15 protein-coding genes are annotated in these 17103 nt (G+C 60.2%); 5 read left to right on the top strand and 10 right to left on the bottom strand.

What is annotated here, in order from left to right:
* Positions 1-225: 225 nt before the first annotated feature.
* Genes rutG through rutA form a run of 7 tightly spaced genes read right to left on the bottom strand, consistent with a single transcriptional unit; the run spans position 226 to position 5648 of the window.
* Positions 226-1548, bottom strand: coding sequence for a pyrimidine utilization transport protein G (gene rutG, locus MKS11_RS10065; protein WP_004204500.1), 1323 nt, complete (start codon positions 1546-1548; stop codon positions 226-228).
* 21 nt (positions 1549-1569) lie between these two features.
* Positions 1570-2064, bottom strand: coding sequence for an NADH-dependent FMN reductase RutF (gene rutF / locus MKS11_RS10060; protein WP_012968592.1), 495 nt, complete (start codon positions 2062-2064; stop codon positions 1570-1572).
* Positions 2065-2074: 10 nt separating this feature from the next.
* The gene (locus MKS11_RS10055; RefSeq protein WP_049013719.1) at positions 2075-2665 is read right to left on the bottom strand and encodes a malonic semialdehyde reductase; all 591 of its coding nucleotides are present in this window, start codon (positions 2663-2665) and stop codon (positions 2075-2077) included.
* On the bottom strand, positions 2662-3465 hold the full coding sequence (gene rutD, locus MKS11_RS10050; RefSeq protein WP_017901104.1) for a pyrimidine utilization protein D: 804 nt from the start codon (positions 3463-3465) through the stop codon (positions 2662-2664). Before rutD ends, MKS11_RS10055 begins: the two co-directional genes overlap by 4 nt.
* Positions 3462-3854 carry a pyrimidine utilization protein C gene (gene rutC, locus MKS11_RS10045; RefSeq protein ID WP_284109517.1) on the bottom strand — a complete coding sequence of 131 codons (393 nt, stop codon included), beginning with the start codon at positions 3852-3854 and terminating at the stop codon, positions 3462-3464. Before rutC ends, rutD begins: the two co-directional genes overlap by 4 nt.
* Entirely contained in the window at positions 3847-4557 is a 711-nt protein-coding gene (gene rutB, locus MKS11_RS10040; RefSeq protein ID WP_004204506.1) for a pyrimidine utilization protein B, read from the bottom strand. The genes rutC and rutB overlap by 8 nt, the downstream gene beginning before the upstream one ends.
* On the bottom strand, positions 4557-5648 hold the full coding sequence (gene rutA, locus MKS11_RS10035; RefSeq protein WP_004204507.1) for a pyrimidine utilization protein A: 1092 nt from the start codon (positions 5646-5648) through the stop codon (positions 4557-4559). The genes rutB and rutA overlap by 1 nt, the downstream gene beginning before the upstream one ends.
* A 284-nt stretch (positions 5649-5932) precedes the next feature.
* On the opposite strand from rutA, the gene rutR reads away from it, so the two are divergent.
* Positions 5933-6571 (top strand): HTH-type transcriptional regulator RutR, encoded by a 639-nt coding sequence (gene rutR / locus MKS11_RS10030; protein WP_004204508.1) that lies wholly within the window; start codon positions 5933-5935, stop codon positions 6569-6571.
* Here the strand turns inward: rutR and MKS11_RS10025 are convergent, their stop codons facing one another.
* Together MKS11_RS10025 and putA are read right to left on the bottom strand one after the other, a co-directional pair.
* Positions 6572-6967: a lysozyme inhibitor LprI family protein gene (locus tag MKS11_RS10025; protein WP_023317894.1), complete on the bottom strand. Its 396-nt coding sequence runs from the start codon at positions 6965-6967 to the stop codon at positions 6572-6574.
* A gap of 179 nt (positions 6968-7146) precedes the next feature.
* Complete coding sequence (putA, locus tag MKS11_RS10020; protein ID WP_087771413.1) at positions 7147-11109, bottom strand: trifunctional transcriptional regulator/proline dehydrogenase/L-glutamate gamma-semialdehyde dehydrogenase; 3963 nt, start codon at positions 11107-11109, stop codon at positions 7147-7149.
* 420 nt (positions 11110-11529) lie between these two features.
* Here putA and putP point away from each other — a divergent pair, with 420 nt between their 5' ends.
* Together putP and MKS11_RS10010 are read left to right on the top strand one after the other, a co-directional pair.
* Entirely contained in the window at positions 11530-13038 is a 1509-nt protein-coding gene (putP, locus tag MKS11_RS10015) for a sodium/proline symporter PutP (protein WP_023317896.1), read from the top strand.
* 134 nt (positions 13039-13172) lie between these two features.
* Complete coding sequence (locus MKS11_RS10010; RefSeq protein WP_023317897.1) at positions 13173-13607, top strand: DUF3574 domain-containing protein; 435 nt, start codon at positions 13173-13175, stop codon at positions 13605-13607.
* A gap of 31 nt (positions 13608-13638) precedes the next feature.
* Here MKS11_RS10010 and MKS11_RS10005 read toward each other — a convergent pair whose 3' ends face one another.
* Positions 13639-14823, bottom strand: coding sequence for a NupC/NupG family nucleoside CNT transporter (locus MKS11_RS10005; protein ID WP_004204514.1), 1185 nt, complete (start codon positions 14821-14823; stop codon positions 13639-13641).
* Positions 14824-15093: 270 nt separating this feature from the next.
* Between MKS11_RS10005 and efeU the strand changes: the two genes are divergently transcribed.
* Positions 15094-15924, top strand: a complete 831-nt coding sequence (gene efeU, locus MKS11_RS10000; RefSeq protein WP_004204515.1) for an iron uptake transporter permease EfeU — start codon at positions 15094-15096, stop codon at positions 15922-15924.
* Positions 15925-15975: 51 nt separating this feature from the next.
* The gene (gene efeO, locus MKS11_RS09995; protein WP_017901109.1) at positions 15976-17103 is read left to right on the top strand and encodes an iron uptake system protein EfeO; all 1128 of its coding nucleotides are present in this window, start codon (positions 15976-15978) and stop codon (positions 17101-17103) included.

The raw sequence follows: 17103 nt of genomic DNA, 5'->3' as shown, positions 1-17103 counted from the left end.
TTCGGTTGTGCCGTTATTTCGCCGGGTGGCGGCTGCGCCTTACCCGGCCTACGTGGTCCTCTCGCAAGCTTACACCTCGCAGGCCCGCGCAAGCGCAGCGGCGCCGGGCGGTCAGGTTCCGTGCCCGTGGTGGTGCCGGATGGCGGCATAAATGCCTTATCCGGCCTACAGGATCACACCACCCAGGCCCACCCGCTCCCTGCGCCAACGCCGCGCTAATGTAGCTTAAACCGGCGTTACTCTGGCCTCCTTCGCCTCCCGCGTCCCGCGATGAAGCAGCGCGTGCAGCAGGATCGCCCCGAAGGTGGCGGTACCAATCCCGCCCAGCGTAAAGCCGCCCAGCGACAGCGCGAAATCGCCGGCGCCCAGCACCAGGGTCACAGACACCATGATCAGATTGCTGTTCTGGCTGAGGTCGACGCGGTTTTGCACCCAGATCCGCGCCCCGGCGACGGCGATCAGGCCAAAGACCACGATCGAGGCGCCGCCGATCACCGGCCCGGGAATGGTGTGGATTAATGCGCCGAATTTAGGCGAGAAGCCCAGCAGCATGGCAATCAGCGCCGCGGCGACAAACACCAGCGTCGAGTAGACCTTGGTCACCGCCATGACGCCGATGTTCTCCGCATAGGTCGTGACCCCGCTGCCGCCCACCGAGCCGGAGAGCATGGTCGCCAGACCGTCGCCGACGAAGGCGCGCCCCATGTACGGGTCCATATTGCGCCCGGTCATCCCGGCGACGGCTTTCAGGTGCCCGAGGTTCTCGGCCACCAGGATCACCGCGACCGGGGCAATCAACATCATCGCCTGGCCGTTAAAGGATGGGGGGGTAAAGTGCGGCAGCCCGAACCACGCCGCCTGGGCGAGGGGGGAGAAGTCCAGCGGTTTGCCGAGGCCAAAGCCGTTAGCCAGCAGGGCGTACAGCGCGCAGGCGACGATCAGGCCGACCAGGATCAGCAGACGCTGCAGCATCCCGCGGGTAAATACCGCGACTATGCCGATACAGAGCACGGTCAACACCGCCATCCAGCTGTCGAAGGCGCTGGCGGACACGCTGCGCACAGCAATCGGCGCCAGGTTCAGGCCGATAGCCATCACCACCGCCCCGGTCACCACCGGCGGCATCAGGCGCTCGATCCAGCGGGTGCCGATCTTCATCACCACCAGACCGATCAGGGTGTAGACCAGCCCGCAGGCGATGATCCCGCCAAGGGCGACGCTTAGATGAGGGTTCAGCCCCTGGCCATTAAAGCCGGTAATGGCGATCACCACCCCTACAAAGGCGGCGCTCGAGCCGAGATAGCTCGGCACCCGTCCGCCGGTGACGACAAAGAACAGCAGGGTGCCGACTCCCGACATCAGTATCGACAGGTTAGGGTCGAGCCCCATCAGCAACGGCATCAGCACCGTCGCGCCGAACATCGCAACGGCGTGCTGCACGCCCATCACCAGCGTTTGCCCGGCCGATAAGCGTTCATCGGGCGCGACGACGCCGGATTCGGCGGCGGGGGAGGTCAGCTTCCAGCGAGGAAAATCGAAGAGTGCCATGATGATATCCCGGGTTAGAGGTTAACAAGCGGGTCGCATAAGCGTGTGATAGCCGCGGTCAAACCACATCAGACCCCGGGGTTCCGGGTGACGGGTAATGGCCACGACGTGACAAAACAGGATGTCGTGCGTGCCGACGCTGACGCGCTGGTCGATGCGGCAGTCAAAACTGACCAGCGCCGCCTCCAGCCGCGGGCAGCCGGTGGCGCCGGTCTGCCAGTCGGCGGCAGCAAAGCGCTCGTCCATCGCCGTTTTTCCGCCAAACAGCGTCGACAGCGCCTCCTGTCCCGCCGCCAGGGTATTGACGCACAGCGTGTGATGTTCGCTGAACACCGGCCACACCGAGGCCGAGCGGTTCAGGCAGACCAGCAGGGTCGGCGGCGTGTCGGTAACGCTGCAGACCGCGCTGGCGGTAAATCCCGCCCGGCCCGCCGGGCCATCGGTGGTAATAATGTTAACCGCGGCGCCGACGTGGGCCATGGCGTCACGGAAACTCGCTTTGTCCGCTAACTCCATCGTAAACTCCTTATGCCAGCAGGCAGGCTTCATCAAAGGACAGACGCGGCAGGCGGCCGTACAGTTTGCCGGGGTCGCCATAGCCGATGTTCACCAGCAGGTTGCTTTTCCAGCCGTTGTCGGCGAAAAACGCCGCATCGACTTTTTCCCGGTCGAAGCCGGACATTGGCCCGGTGTCGAGACCCAGCGCCCGGCAGGCGAAAATCAGATATGCCGCCTGCAGGGAGCTGTTGCGAAACGCGGTCTCCTCCGCCAGCTGCGGGCTGGAGGTGAACCAGCTGCGGGCGTCACCGTGGGGAAAGAGGGTCGGTAGCCGGTCGTAAAAGGCGCTGTCCCACGCCACGATGGCGGTCACCGGCGCCTGCATGGTTTTTTGCAGATTGCCGCTGGAGAGCGTCGGGCGAAGTTTCTCTTTGCCTTCCGTGCTGCGCACAAACACGATGCGCGCCGGCGAACAGTTGGCGGAAGTCGGCCCCATTTTCATCAGGTCCCAGACTGCCTGCAGCTGCGCATCGCTCACTGGCTTATCCAGCCAGCCGTTGTGGGTTCGGGCCTGGGTAAACAGCGTCTCGCAGGCCGTCTGGTTTATCGCATCGTTCATCGGGTCTCCGTGGCGACCGGCAGCATAGCGGCCAGCCCGTCGCGTAAAATGGTATTAAAGGTATCGGCGTCGGTGACGTTACAGGCATGGCCGCCCCATGGCATTTCCACGTGCTGGCTGCCGGGGATCGCCGTCTGCAGCACGCGGGAGCAGGAGGCCGGGACCAGCAGATCGTCAGCGGCGCTGATAATCAGCGTCGGGCAGGCGATGGCCGCCGCGCGACGCGAAAAATCAGCCTGCTTCAGGGCCTGCAGCCGCTTCAGCAGGTTCTCCTTGCCCTGAAAATGGCTGATGGCAAGCGCATCTTCCGCTTCGAGGCGCGGCAGGCGCGCGGCCATCCATTCCGCCGGGTAGAGAAACAGCGGCTGTGCTTCGACCCACGCCTGCGCGCCGCCGGCATGCAGCAGACGCTCGCGCACCAGGAAGCAGCGGCGGGTGTGCGGCGACAGCGACAGCCAGCCGTTGACCAGCACCAGGGCGCTCACCGCCTCGGGGCGATCGAGCGCCAGCTGCAGGCCAATTAGCGCCCCCAGCGCGTGGCCCACCAGCGCGAAGCGGGCGATCCCCGCCGCCTGCAGAGCGCTGAACAGCTCTCCGGCCATCGTCGCCATGCTGTAGTCGGCGGGCAGCGGACCGGCGTTCTCCCCGGTCCCGTTATGGTCATAACTCACCAGCTGATACTGTTCCTCCAGCGCCGCGCGCTGCGCCAGCCAGTAGCCGCCGCCGCCGCCCAGACCGGCGCTGAGGACCACCACCGGCGCGCCGGGCCATGGGGCTGGAGCAATATTGAGCCTCATCATGTCGGGCTGCCGATATGGGCGACGCTGGCGATTTCCACCAGCGCATCGGGTTTCACCAGACCGCACTGAATGCAAAAGCGCGCGGGTTTATCGCCGGGGAAAAACTCGGCGTAAACCTCGTTAATCGCGGCGTAATTTGTCCAGTCGGTGATAAAGATGCTGTTGAAAGTCACATCCGCCATACTCCCGCCCGCCGTTTCGATAACGCTCTTGATGGTCTCCAGCACGTGGCGGGTTTGCGCCTTTGGGTCGCCGATGTGCACCACATTATTTTGCTTATCAAACGGCAGAGTGCCGGAGACGTAGACCACGCCATCGGCGAGCGTCCCCGGAACAAAGGGGGCAATCGGCGTGGTGGTGCCTGGCGGAATGATCACCTGTTTAGGCATAACGTTTCTCCTTGGCTAAAGACAGCGGGGTGGCAGGGGATAGCGCGCGGCAGAAGCTCTCGACGTCGCTGACCCAGCCGAAAAAGGTTTCAATATTGAACAGTGCCGCCTGTTGGGCGAAGGCCGGGCCGGCCTGATGGGTGGCATCCTCCAGCACCACGCCGAAGTATTCGAGGAAGAAGCCGTCGCGCAGCGTCGATTCGACGCAGACGTTGGTGGCGATCCCGGTGAACACCAGGTGGCGTATACCGCGGCTGCGCAAAATGCTGTCGAGCGGGGTGTTAAAGAAGCCGCTGTAGCGCGGTTTCGGCAACACGATGTCGCCTTCCTGCGGCGTCAGTTCGTCCACCAGCTGATAATCCCAGCCGCCTTTCGCCAACAGCTTGCCCTGCAGCTCCGGGCGCTGACGCATCGTTTTCAGCGCATTGGACTTGTGGTAGTTCGGCGAGCCCGGGCCGCCGGCTTCAACATACTGGTCATCCCAGCCATTCTGGAACCAGATAATCAGCATGCCCGCGGCGCGGGCGGCGGCGACGGCGGTATTAATATTGTCGATAACCGGCCGGGTGGCGGAGACGTCAAAGCCGGCAAGATCCAGATAGCCGCCCTGGCTGGCGTAGGCGTTCTGCATATCGACAACAATCAGCGCGCTCTGCTGCGGCGCGAAGGTCAGGGATTCCGGGCGAGCGGGAAGGGTAATCATCAGGCCACCTCACGGGTAACAGGAGCAATGTGGTCCCGGCAGCGCATCAGCGGCTGAATGCGTTCGCCAAAGGCGTCGATGCCGGCAAGAAAATCATCAAAGGTCAGCAGCACGCCGTCGGTGCCGGGCACGCTCGCTACTTCATCAAGCATACGGGCGACGCTGGCATACGATCCGACAAGGGTGCCCATGTTGATATTGACCGCCGAGGTTGGGTCGGCCATCTGGCGCACGTTGGTATCGCTGCCGGAGCGGGTGTCTTTCTGACTCTGCTCGGTGAGCCACGCCAGCGCTTCTTCATCGGCGCCCGCTTTGTAGTGCTCCCATTTGGCGCGCGCCGCTTCGTCGGTTTCGTCGGCGATCACCATGAACAGCACATAGGAGCCTACGTCACGGCCGGTTTTTTCCGCCGCCTGCATCATGCGTGCGGCGGTCGGCGCGAAGGCCGTCGGCGTGTTGACCCCTTTGCCAAAGCAGAAGTTGTAGTCCGCGTGCTGGGCGGAGAAGGCCATCCCGGCGTCGCTCTGCCCGGCGCAGATCACCTTCATCGGCTGCGAAGGGCGCGGGCTGACCCGGCAGTCGTTCATGGTGAAGTAATCGCCTTTGAAATCGCTGCGCCCGGTGCCCCACAGGTCGCGTAGCACCTGAACGTATTCGGTGAGATAGTCATAGCGGCTGGCGAAATAGTCATCCCCCGGCCACATGCCCATCTGGTCATATTCCGGTTTTTGCCAGCCGGTCACCAGATTGACGCCAAACCGGCCGCCGGAGATGGAATCGATGGTGGAGGCCATCCGGGCGACGATCGCCGGCGGCAGCGTCAGGGTGGCGGCGGTGGCGTAGATCTGGATCTTCGAGGTCACCGCGGCCAGGCCGGCCATCAGGGTGAAGGACTCCAGGTTGTGATCCCAAAATTCTGTTTTCCCGCCGAAGCCGCGCAGCTTGATCATGGAGAGCGCGAAGTCGAAATGGTAGTGCTCGGCTTTCTGCACAATAGCCTTATTCAGTTCGAAGGTCGGCATATACTGCGGGGCATGGGTAGAGATCAGCCAGCCGTTGTTGCCAATGGGAACGAAAACACCAATTTTCATACCTACCTCTCTACAGTCATGGAAGATGGGTTGCGGTGGTGCGGCATCCTGCCTCTCCCTGGACCACCTCACAGAACAGGTAAAGCAAACGCGATGCCAGTTTTATAAATGTTAATGTTATTAATGTGTTGCTATTGGGTTGCTAAAAAGGACGATAAAAAAGTGGACTGGATGGTCAAAATCAGTGCACGAAAAAACGGCAGTCATGCGCAATCAGGGTGCATGGGGTCGTGTCGGCGAAGGGCTTTTGCTATGCTGGTGGCGTCAACTGAAGGAGAGGATGTATGGCACAGGGCGCGGTGAAGAAAAACGGCAAACGTTCACAAGCGGTCAGCGCCAAAAAGGAGGCCATCCTGGCCGCCGCGCTGGAGGCATTTTCGCAATTTGGTATTCACGGTACGCGGCTGGAGCAGGTAGCTGAGCGCGCCGGGGTGTCGAAAACCAATCTGCTTTATTACTACCCTTCGAAAGAGGCGCTGTACGTGGCCGTTCTGCAGCAGATCCTCGCCATCTGGCTGGCGCCGCTGAAGGCCTTTCGCGAGGATATCAGCCCGCTGGTGGCGATCCGCGAGTATATTCGCCTGAAGCTGGAGGTGTCCCGCGATCACCCCCAGGCCTCGAAGCTCTTCTGCCTTGAGATGCTGCAGGGCGCGCCGCTGCTGATGGGTGAGCTGACCGGGGATCTGAAAGCGCTGGTCGATGAGAAATCGGCGATTGTCTCCGGCTGGATCGACCGCGGCAAGCTGGCGCCGGTCGATCCGCAGCATTTAATCTTTATGATCTGGGCCACTACCCAGCATTACGCCGACTTCGCCACCCAGGTAGAGGCGGTCACCGGCGCCACGCTGCAGGACGCGGCCTTTTTTGAACAAACGGTCGATAATGTCCAGCGGATGATTATCGAAGGCATTCGCGTCCGTTAGTTAATTGGCCGGCGGCAGCGGGCAGCTTTGATCGCCGTCCTCGCACTGCAGCAGCGAGGCGAGGAAAGATTCCCGCTCCACGCTCTTATCGGTCATGCACTGGCTCAGCAGCATCGGCTGCATGCTGCCGCCTTCGGCGCCGGACGCGAGGAAGGCGCAGTCGGCGTCGCGCAGAGCAATCCATGCCTGCTGCGCCTGTTTCAGTAATGTCTGCTGTTTACCCGCCGCCCGCTGCAGAGCCTGCTGCCAGGTGTCGTTCAGTTTTTTGTCGGCCGCCTGAAACTGCGCGGCCGCGCACTGATTCATTTCGGTTTGGGTGTTGGCGTTGCTGCACTCGTCCGCCAGCGCCGCGCCGCTGGCCAGCAGGGCCGCCACGGCAAATAACATGCGTTTCATTGTTCTGCTCCCATAAAAAAGGCTCCCGTCAGGGAGCCCTAATTAAGCACAGCTGACGTCGGCTGTCATTAGCTGATCGCATCGCAGATAGCCCGGATGGCGGCGCACAACGCCTTATCCGGGCTACCCTTTACGGTGTTATGTAGCCCCGGTAACACAGCGCCACCGGGGGGCCTGGGTTAGCCGATGGTCATCAGGCTGGCGTTACCGCCTGCCGCCGCGGTGTTGACGCTCAGCGAACGCTCGATATACAGCCGCTCCAGCAGCAGATTGGTTTCGCCGCGGGCGAAGCCCTGCACGGAGACAATCGCCCCGTCGCGCGCCGCCACCTGCTCGCACAGCTCGCGCAGCTGGTCGGAATCGCCGTGATAGATAACCGCGTCGAAGGCCTGACCGGGCAACTGATCCGCTTTGGCAAAACGGATCCGCTCGCTGACGTCCCGCGGCAGTTTCTTCGCCAGATCGCGCTGCAAGGCGCTGTCCGGCCACAGCACTTCACAACCGACCGCCAGCACAGCCGCCAGCTGGATCAGCGTATCCTGCTCATTATCCGCCACGCACAGCACGCGCTCGCGGGGCATCAGCGTCAGGGTGTTGCGCTCGCCGGTTGGCCCCGGCAGCAGGCGTTGGGTGCCGCTTTGCGCCTGCTCGCTGTACTGCTGGCACAGCGCCTGCAGCTCAGGTCGGCCCGCCGCCCACTGCTGCAGCGCCTGCAGTGGTTTTTCCAGCAGCGTTTTCAGCTGGGCGTCCAGCGGACGCTCTGCATCCTGGCGGGCGAAGGTCACGCCAACGGCGCCCTGCGGTCGGCTGGAAAGCAGACGGTAAAGGTACAGCGGGCCGCCGGCTTTCGGACCGGTACCGGACAACCCTTCGCCGCCGAACGGCTGCACGCCGACCACGGCGCCAACCATATTGCGGTTGACGTACAGGTTGCCCACCTTCGCGCTGCCGGTGACCTGGGCGATGGTCTCGTCGATGCGGGTATGCACGCCGAGGGTCAGGCCGTAACCGGAGGCGTTAATCTGCTCCACCAGTTTATCCAGCTCGTTACGGTTATAGCGCACCACGTGCAGCACCGGGCCGAAAACCTCTTTTTTCAGCTCGTCAAAGCTGTCGAGTTCGATAAGCGTCGGCGGCACGAAGGTCCCGTGGTTCCATTCGCGGGCGTCTTCGCTATTCTCGCGCATCGCCTGATAGACGGTGCGGCCTTTGGCGCGCATCGTCTGAATATGGCGTTCGATATTCTCTTTCGCTTCTGCATCGATAACCGGACCGATATCGGTGGTCAGGCGGCCCGGATTGCCCATGCGACACTCGCTCATCGCGCCGCGCAGCATGGTTAAGGTGTGGTCGGCTACCTCTTCCTGCAGGCAGAGGACGCGCAGGGCGGAGCAGCGCTGGCCGGCGCTGTCGAATGCGGAGGCCAGGACGTCGATCACCACCTGCTCGGTGAGCGCCGACGAGTCGACGATCATCGCGTTCATCCCGCCAGTTTCGGCGATCAGCGGCGTCGGGCGTCCCTGAGCGTCGAGGCGGCTGGCGATATTGCGTTGCAGCAGGGTGGCCACTTCGGTGGAGCCGGTGAACATCACGCCGCGCACGCGCTTATCGGATGTCAGCGCGGCGCCGACGGTTTCCCCGCGGCCCGGCAGCAGTTGGATCACCCCTGGCGGCACGCCGGCTTCCAGCAGGATCGCCACGCCCTGGGCGGCGATCAGCGGCGTCTGCTCGGCCGGTTTCGCCAGCACGCTGTTGCCGGCCGCCAGCGCGGCGGCAATCTGCCCGGTGAAGATCGCCAGCGGGAAGTTCCACGGGCTGATACAGACCACCGGACCCAGCGGACGGTGGGTTTCATTATCGAAATCGTCGCGCACCTGGCCGGCATAGTAGTGGAGGAAGTCAACGGCTTCGCGCACTTCGGCGATGGCGTTGCTGAAGGTTTTACCCGCTTCGCGCACCAGGATCCCCATCAGGGTCGGCATCTGGCTTTCCATCAGCACCGCGGCACGCTCGAGAATGGCGGCGCGCTCCTGCGGCGGGGTGGCGAACCAGATTGGCGCGTTGTTGATAGCGCTGGTCAGCGCCTGCTGCACTTCGTCATCGCTGGCTTCGCGGACGTAGCCGACAATGTCCTTTGGTTCAGCCGGGTTGACTACCGGCTGCGTCTCGCCTTCGGCTACCGGCTGCTCCAGCATCGGCAATGCCTGCCATTTATGCAGGGCGCTGTTGAGCAGGGAAGAGGAGAGGGAGGCCAGACGATGCTCGTTAGCCAGATCCAGACCGGCGGAGTTGCTCCGGCCGCTGCCGTAGAGATCGCGCGGCAGCGGGATTTTCGGATGCGGCAGGCCGGCCTGGCCTTCCTGCTGCGCCAGTTTTTCTACCGCGCTGACCGGGTCGGCCACCAGCTCGTCCAGCGGCAGGGTATTGTCCGCAATACGGTTGACGAAGGAGGTATTGGCGCCGTTCTCCAGCAGACGACGCACCAGATACGCCAACAGCGTCTCGTGGGTGCCCACCGGGGCGTAGATCCGGCACGGCCGGTTCAGTTTGCCGTCGGCGACTTTGCCCACCACCTGCTCGTACAGCGGTTCGCCCATGCCGTGCAGGCACTGGAACTCATACTGGCCAGGGTAGTAGTTCTGGCCCGCCAGCTGGTAGATAGCCGCCAGGGTATGGGCGTTGTGGGTGGCGAACTGCGGATAAATCAGGTTCGGCACCGCCAGCAGCTTTTTCGCGCAGGCGAGATAGGAGACGTCGGTGTAAACCTTGCGGGTGTAGACCGGATAGCCTTCGAGACCTTCCATCTGCGCGCGTTTGATTTCGCTGTCCCAGTAGGCGCCTTTCACCAGACGGATCATCAGGCGACGGCGGCTGCGGGTGGCGAGGTCAATCAGGTAATCAATGACAAACGGACAGCGCTTCTGGTAGGCCTGAATCACGAAGCCAATCCCGTTCCAGCCCGCCAGCTCCGGCTCGAAGCACAGTTTTTCCAGCAGGTCGAGAGAGATCTCCAGACGGTCCGCCTCTTCGGCGTCGATGTTAATGCCGATGTCATACTGGCGCGCCAGCAGGGTCAGCGATTTCAGACGCGGGTAGAGCTCTTCCATCACCCGGTCATACTGGGCGCGGCTGTAGCGTGGGTGCAGAGCCGACAGCTTAATGGATATGCCCGGCCCTTCATAAATGCCGCGGCCGTTAGAGGCTTTACCGATGGCGTGGATCGCCTGCTGATAAGATACCATATAGGCCTGGGCGTCGGCGGCGGTCAGGGCCGCTTCGCCTAGCATGTCGTAAGAGTAACGGAAACCTTTATCTTCCAGCTTGCGGGCGTTGGCCAGCGCTTCGGCGATGGTTTCCCCGGTGACGAACTGTTCGCCCATCAGTCGCATCGCCATATCCACGCCCTTGCGGATCAGCGGTTCGCCGCTCTTGCCGATGATGCGGTTCAGCGAGCGGGAGAGGCTGGTTTCGTTGTGGGTGGAGACCAGTTTGCCGGTGAACAGCAGCCCCCAGGTGGCGGCGTTGACGAACAGCGACGGGCTGCGGCCGATGTGCGACTGCCAGTTGCCGTTGCTGATTTTGTCGCGGATTAGCGCATCGCGGGTGGCTTTATCCGGAATACGCAGCAGGGCTTCCGCCAGACACATCAGCGCCACCCCTTCCTGTGAGGAGAGGGAGAACTCCTGCAGCAGACTCTGCACCATGCCGGCGCGGCCGCTGGCGGTCTTCTGGTTGCGTAGTTTTTCCGCCAGTTGATACGCCAGCTTATGCGCCTGCTCGCCCAGCGGCTGCGGCAGTCGGGCCTGCTCCAGCAGCATCGGCACCGCGTCGGTTTCCGGGCGACGCCAGGCGGCGGTGATCGCCGCGCGGCTTACCGACTGCGGCAGGATCTGCTCGGCGAATTCGAGGAACGGCTGATACGGCTCTTCCGTTAATACGCTGGCGTCATCGCTTTCGTTGGCGGCCCCGGAGAGCAGCGCCGGTAGCTCGGGCAGCGTCTCATCGTTCTCCAGTTTTTCCAGATAATTGAAGATGGCCTGCTTAATCAGCCAGTGCGGCGTGCGGTCAATGCGGCTCGCGGCGGACTTAATGCGCTCGCGGGTTGCGTCGTCAAGCTTAACACCCATGGTGGTGGTGCCCATGCTCAAAACTCCTGTCATTTATCGTTAGCTTATGCGGTTGCATGGAAATATCCACTATGTTGCAACTTTGTGCAACCATGTTAATTATGGCTTGTGACGAAAGCCGTGAAATGGCGGATTTGTTAAAAATAATGCCTAAAATAGCAGAATTTTAACCCCGGGCTCATAGGGTATTTGTATGCGTGAGTTAACACTTTTGTTTGGTGCAACCTTTAAAAACGTGAGAGAGTGCAACCTCTCGCAAATTGACGTTTTGCGCCGTCGGATTTTCGTGTAAATGCTGTGTTAAATCGTTTGTGAAAAACCGAAGCTTCCGTCAGGATACGGTCGCCCAATTAAACAATGCGCCATTACCCCGTTCCGGTAGTGGAAAAAAACGACGAAGTTGGACGCTGTCGATAAAAATTCTGGAGACTTTGCATGGCTATTAGCACACCGATGCTGGTGACATTTATTGTTTATATTTTTGGTATGGTATTGATAGGGTTTATTGCCTGGCGTTCGACCAAAAACTTTGATGATTATATTCTCGGGGGACGGAGTCTGGGGCCATTTGTGACCGCGCTTTCCGCCGGGGCCTCGGACATGAGCGGTTGGCTGCTGATGGGCCTGCCGGGCGCCATTTTCCTCTCCGGGATTTCCGAAAGCTGGATTGCCATCGGCTTAACGTTGGGGGCGTGGATTAACTGGAAGCTGGTCGCCGGGCGCCTGCGCGTGCATACCGAGGTGAATAATAACGCCCTGACGCTGCCTGATTATTTTACCGGCCGTTTTGAAGATAAAAGCCGGGTGCTGAGAATTATTTCGGCGCTGGTTATTCTGCTGTTCTTTACTATCTATTGCGCCTCGGGAATTGTGGCGGGGGCGCGTCTGTTTGAAAGCACCTTTGGCATGAGTTATGAAACCGCGCTGTGGGCCGGCGCGGCGGCGACAATTATCTATACCTTTGTCGGCGGCTTCCTCGCCGTCAGCTGGACGGATACCGTGCAGGCCAGCCTGATGATTTTCGCGCTGATCCTTACCCCGGTAATCGTGATTATATCCGTCGGCGGTTTTGGCGATTCGCTGGAAGTCATTAAGCAGAAGAGCATCGAAAATATCGACATGCTGAAAGGGCTGAACTTCGTGGCGATTATTTCGCTGATGGGCTGGGGACTGGGCTATTTCGGTCAGCCGCATATTCTGGCGCGCTTTATGGCGGCGGATTCGCACCACAGCATCGTCCACGCGCGTCGCATTAGTATGACCTGGATGATCCTCTGCCTCGGCGGGGCGGTGGCCGTCGGCTTCTTTGGCATCGCCTACTTCAATAACAACCCGAGCCTGGCGGGCGCGGTTAACCAGAACGCCGAACGCGTGTTTATCGAGCTGGCGCAAATCCTGTTTAACCCGTGGATTGCCGGGATCCTGCTGTCGGCGATTCTGGCGGCGGTGATGTCCACCCTGAGCTGTCAGCTGCTGGTTTGCTCCAGCGCGATTACTGAAGATCTGTATAAAGCCTTCCTGCGTAAAAACGCCGGTCAGAAAGAGCTGGTCTGGGTGGGCCGTATGATGGTGCTGGTGGTTGCCCTGGTGGCCATTGCCCTGGCGGCCAACCCGGAGAACCGCGTGCTGGGTCTGGTGAGCTATGCCTGGGCCGGTTTCGGCGCCGCCTTTGGCCCGGTGGTGCTGTTCTCGGTGATGTGGTCGCGTATGACCCGTAACGGCGCGCTGGCCGGGATGGTGATTGGCGCTCTGACCGTGATCGTCTGGAAGCAGTTTGGCTGGCTGGGCCTGTATGAAATTATTCCGGGCTTTATCTTCGGCAGCATCGGGATTGTGGTCTTTAGCCTGCTGGATAAAGCGCCGTCAGCCAGCATGCAGCAGCGCTTCGCTGAAGCGGATGCCCACTACCATACGCCGCCGCCGGTACGCGCCACGGCTGAGTAAGCTCATCTGACGCTCACGAGCCCGCCGCTGGCGGGCTTTTTATTGCCTGTTGCCGGGCCGGAATATTATAACCCTTGCTAATTATTTGAAAATCCGCTGATATTTCCTGACTAATAACAATGAGGATAGCAAAGATGACGTTCAGACAGGGTGCAATGGCGCTGGTGCTGGCAGGGTTACTCAGCGGCTGCGCGGCGGGTGGAAGTTCATCGACCAGCGCGCCGAAGCCCGGCGCCTGCCCGGCGGATCAGTCCATGGTGCAAACCACGCTTTACTTCGGTCTGAGCCGCCCGGCGGGGAAAGACATCACCGCTGAAGAGTGGCAACAGTTTGTCGACCGCGACGTCACGCCGCGCTTTCGCGACGGGCTGACGGTGTTTGATGCCCACGGCCAGTGGCTTGGCCAGAATGGTCAGGTGGTGCGGGAGCAGAGCAAGGCGCTGATGGTGATCCATGGCCACGACGCGCAGAGCGAGACCGGTATTGAGGCCCTGCGCGAGGGCTATAAATCGCGCTTCGCGCAGGAGTCGGTGATGCGTGTCGACCAGCCGGTCTGCGTGCAGTTCTGAGTAAACGGCGGGGGCAGCCCCGCCGTTTGTCTTACAGCACCAGCCCGGCGAAGCTGGCGGAAAGCAGGCTCACCAGCGTGGCGCTAAACACCAGCCGCAGGCCGAAGCGGGAGACGATATTGCCCTGCGGTTCATTCAGGCCTTTGATCGCCCCGGCGATAATGCCGATTGAAGCAAAGTTAGCAAACGACACCAGGAAGACCGAGAGAATGCCGAGCCCGCGCGGCGTCATGCTGGCGGCAATCTTTTGCAGCTCAATCATCGCCACAAATTCGTTAGCGACCAGCTTGGTGGCCATGATGCTGCCGGCGTTCAGCGCATCGCTCAGCGGAATGCCGATAAGCCAGGCTAACGGATAGAAGACGTAGCCGAGGATCTGCTGGAAGCTGAGGCCAAACAGGGTAGCGAACAGCGCGTTAATGGCGCTGATCAGGGCGATAAAGCCGATCAGCATCGCCAGAATAATCATCGCCACTTTAAAGCCGGCCAGAATATATTCCCCGAGCATTTCAAAGAAACTCTGTGATTCATGCAGCTTCTCCAGCTTTATTTCCTGCTCGCTGCCCGGCCGCGTCGGGTTAATCACCGACAGCACGATAAAGGTGCTGAACATATTCAGGATCAGCGCCGCGACGACATATTTGGCGTCCAGCATGGTCATATAGGCGCCGACGATCGACAGCGATACGGTCGACATGGCCGTCGCCGCCATGGTGAACAGACGCCGTGAGGAGAGGTCGCCCAGTACGCCTTTGTAGGCGATGAAGTTTTCCGACTGGCCGAGGATCAGGGAGCTGACGGCGTTAAAAGATTCCAGCTTACCCATGCCGTTGACCTTCGACAGCAGGGTGCCAATCACGCGAATAAAAATCGGCAGGATCCGCCAGTGCTGGAGAATACCAATCAGCGCGGAAATAAACACAATCGGACACAGGACGCCAAGAAAAATAAAGGCTAAGCCTTTTTCGCTCATGCCGCCAAAGACGAAATTGGTCCCTTCGGCGGCAAAGCCTAACAGCGAAGCAAAAAAGCCGGAAATATTTTTTACCAGCCACAGGCCGCTTTCGGCGTGCAGGAAAAAGAAAGCGAGCGCTATTTCTATAATAATCAACTGAAGAATATAACGAATACGAATTTTTTGTCTGTCGTAGCTGACAAGCCAGGCCAGGGCGAGGATCACCGCCAGCGCCAGCAGGAAATGAAAAAATGCAGTCATGTTGTTCTTTTCGCAGGTCAATAAGGCCGCCATTTAGCCATAGCCGCCGCGACGGGTAAATATCTGGCGTAAAAAATCCTTTGCTTATTCTTTTCCCTCATAACAGGCGAATATTTTCATAAGTCATTATTTGCCAGCGATTTATTTACAGATAGTCATCATTCTCTAAACATTTCGCTTGTGTTTCTGACTATTGTAATGATAATCACTATCATAAATATTACCTGTTTTTGCATTCGTTGACGGTGCTTTACATTTAAGGGTATTGGCATGTTTGTCCCATTTCTCATTATGTTACGCGAAGGCCTGGAGGCGGCGCTGATTGTCAGCCTGATCGCCAGCTATCTGAAACGCACCCAGCGCGGCAACTGGATTGGCGTGATGTGGATTGGCGTGATCCTCGCAGCGGCGCTGTGTCTTGGCTTAGGCATCTTTATCAACGAAACCACCGGGGAATTTCCTCAGCGCGAACAGGAGCTGTTCGAAGGGATCGTCGCGGTCATTGCGGTGGTGATCCTGACGTGGATGGTCTTCTGGATGCGCAATGTCTCACGCAACGTCAAGCAGCAGCTGGAGCAGGCCGTGGATAAGGCGCTACAGCGCGGCAATCACCACGGCTGGGCGCTGGTGATGATGGTCTTTTTCGCGGTCGCCCGTGAGGGGCTGGAGTCGGTCTTCTTCCTGCTGGCGGCATTCCAGCAGGACGTTGGCATCTGGCCGCCGCTGGGGGCGATGCTGGGGCTGGCCACGGCAATCGTGCTGGGTTTCCTCCTCTACTGGGGCGGTATCCGTCTCAACCTTGGCGTGTTCTTCAAATGGACCAGCCTGTTTATCCTGCTGGTGGCCGCTGGCCTGGCGGCGGGGGCGATCCGCGCCTTCCACGAGGCGGGCCTGTGGAACCTGTTCCAGGAGACCGCCTTCGATCTGAGCACTGTGCTGTCGACGCATACGCTGTTCGGCACGCTGCTGGAAGGGATCTTCGGCTACCAGGAGACGCCAAGCGTCAGCGAAGTGGCTGTCTATCTGCTTTATCTGATCCCGGCGCTGGTGCTGTTTGCGCTGCCGCCGCGAAATAATACGACTGCCTCGCGGGCTGCCTGACCGGGCGCTGCGAGCTTATAAGCGACATTCTACTTACCGAAAGGGATGATCATGATGATTCATTTTCGCCGTAATGCGCTGCGGGTGACCGTGGCCGCGCTGCTCAGCTCTGCATTCGGTGCTCAGGCTGCGGATATCCCGCAGGTCAAAGTCACCGTCAACGACAAACAGTGCGAGCCGATGCAGGTGACCGTTAACGCGGGTAAAACCCAGTTTATTATTCAGAACCACAGCCAGAAAGCGCTGGAGTGGGAGATTTTGAAAGGGGTGATGGTGGTGGAAGAGCGCGAAAACATCGCGCCGGGCTTTACCCAGAAGCTCACCGCAAACCTGCAGCCGGGCGAATATGACATGACCTGCGGTCTGCTCACCAACCCGAAAGGCAAACTGATCGTCACCGGCGCCGCCACCAAAGACGCGGCGAAAGCGGATGCGGTGCTGAGCCTCGGCGAAGCGATCACCGCTTATAAAGCCTATGTGACGGCGGAAACCGCGCAGCTGGTCAGCGGCACCAAAGCCTTTACCGACGCGGTGAAAGCTGGCGACATCGAAAAAGCGAAAGCGCTGTACGCCCCGACGCGCCAGCATTACGAGCGCATTGAGCCGATTGCTGAGCTGTTCTCTGACCTTGACGGCAGCATCGACGCCCGCGAAGACGATTTCGAGAAAAAAGCGGAAGATCCGAAATTCACCGGATTCCACCGTCTGGAAAAGGCGCTGTTTGGCGATAACAGCGTCAAGGGCATGGAAAAATATGCCGATCAGCTGAACAGCGATGTGCTGGAGCTGCAAAAGCGCATCAGCGAGCTGGCGTTCCCACCGTCAAAAGTCGTGGGCGGGGCGGCAGGATTAATTGAAGAAGTCGCAGCCAGCAAGATCAGCGGTGAAGAAGATCGCTACAGCCATACCGACCTGTGGGACTTCCAGGCCAATATTGACGGCGCGCAGAAAATTGTCGATCTGCTGCGCCCGCAGCTGCAAAAAGAGAACAGCGCACTGCTGGCTAAAGTGGACGCCAACTTTAAGAAAGTGGACAGTATCCTCAGCAAATACCGCACCAAAGAGGGTTTCGAAACTTACGATAAGCTGACCACCGCTGACCGTAATGCGCTGAAAGGGCCGATCACCACCCTGGCGGAAGATCTGGCTCAGCTGCGCGGGATCCTGGGTCTGGACTAA

It is taken from the genome of Klebsiella sp. K5-45 (assembly GCF_030128605.1).
In the GTDB taxonomy this organism is placed as follows: Bacteria; Pseudomonadota; Gammaproteobacteria; order Enterobacterales; family Enterobacteriaceae; genus Klebsiella; species Klebsiella quasipneumoniae.
Note: the sequence above shows the minus strand (reverse complement) of the source record. Positions and strands in the feature narration are given on the sequence as shown.

What these genes read in the sequence shown, in the direction of transcription:
- putA (WP_087771413.1), bottom strand. Translation starts at nt 11,109, where the DNA reads ATGGGCACCACCACCATGGGTGTTAAGCTTGACGACGCAACCCGCGAG.
- efeO (WP_017901109.1), top strand. Translation starts at nt 15,976, where the DNA reads ATGATGATTCATTTTCGCCGTAATGCGCTGCGGGTGACCGTGGCCGCG.
- MKS11_RS10005 (WP_004204514.1), bottom strand. Translation starts at nt 14,823, where the DNA reads ATGACTGCATTTTTTCATTTCCTGCTGGCGCTGGCGGTGATCCTCGCC.
- rutF (WP_012968592.1), bottom strand. Translation starts at nt 2,064, where the DNA reads ATGGAGTTAGCGGACAAAGCGAGTTTCCGTGACGCCATGGCCCACGTC.
- putP (WP_023317896.1), top strand. Translation starts at nt 11,530, where the DNA reads ATGGCTATTAGCACACCGATGCTGGTGACATTTATTGTTTATATTTTT.
- rutB (WP_004204506.1), bottom strand. Translation starts at nt 4,557, where the DNA reads ATGATTACCCTTCCCGCTCGCCCGGAATCCCTGACCTTCGCGCCGCAG.
- MKS11_RS10025 (WP_023317894.1), bottom strand. Translation starts at nt 6,967, where the DNA reads ATGAAACGCATGTTATTTGCCGTGGCGGCCCTGCTGGCCAGCGGCGCG.
- rutG (WP_004204500.1), bottom strand. Translation starts at nt 1,548, where the DNA reads ATGGCACTCTTCGATTTTCCTCGCTGGAAGCTGACCTCCCCCGCCGCC.
- MKS11_RS10010 (WP_023317897.1), top strand. Translation starts at nt 13,173, where the DNA reads ATGACGTTCAGACAGGGTGCAATGGCGCTGGTGCTGGCAGGGTTACTC.
- efeU (WP_004204515.1), top strand. Translation starts at nt 15,094, where the DNA reads ATGTTTGTCCCATTTCTCATTATGTTACGCGAAGGCCTGGAGGCGGCG.
- MKS11_RS10055 (WP_049013719.1), bottom strand. Translation starts at nt 2,665, where the DNA reads ATGAACGATGCGATAAACCAGACGGCCTGCGAGACGCTGTTTACCCAG.
- rutC (WP_284109517.1), bottom strand. Translation starts at nt 3,854, where the DNA reads ATGCCTAAACAGGTGATCATTCCGCCAGGCACCACCACGCCGATTGCC.
- rutR (WP_004204508.1), top strand. Translation starts at nt 5,933, where the DNA reads ATGGCACAGGGCGCGGTGAAGAAAAACGGCAAACGTTCACAAGCGGTC.
- rutD (WP_017901104.1), bottom strand. Translation starts at nt 3,465, where the DNA reads ATGATGAGGCTCAATATTGCTCCAGCCCCATGGCCCGGCGCGCCGGTG.
- rutA (WP_004204507.1), bottom strand. Translation starts at nt 5,648, where the DNA reads ATGAAAATTGGTGTTTTCGTTCCCATTGGCAACAACGGCTGGCTGATC.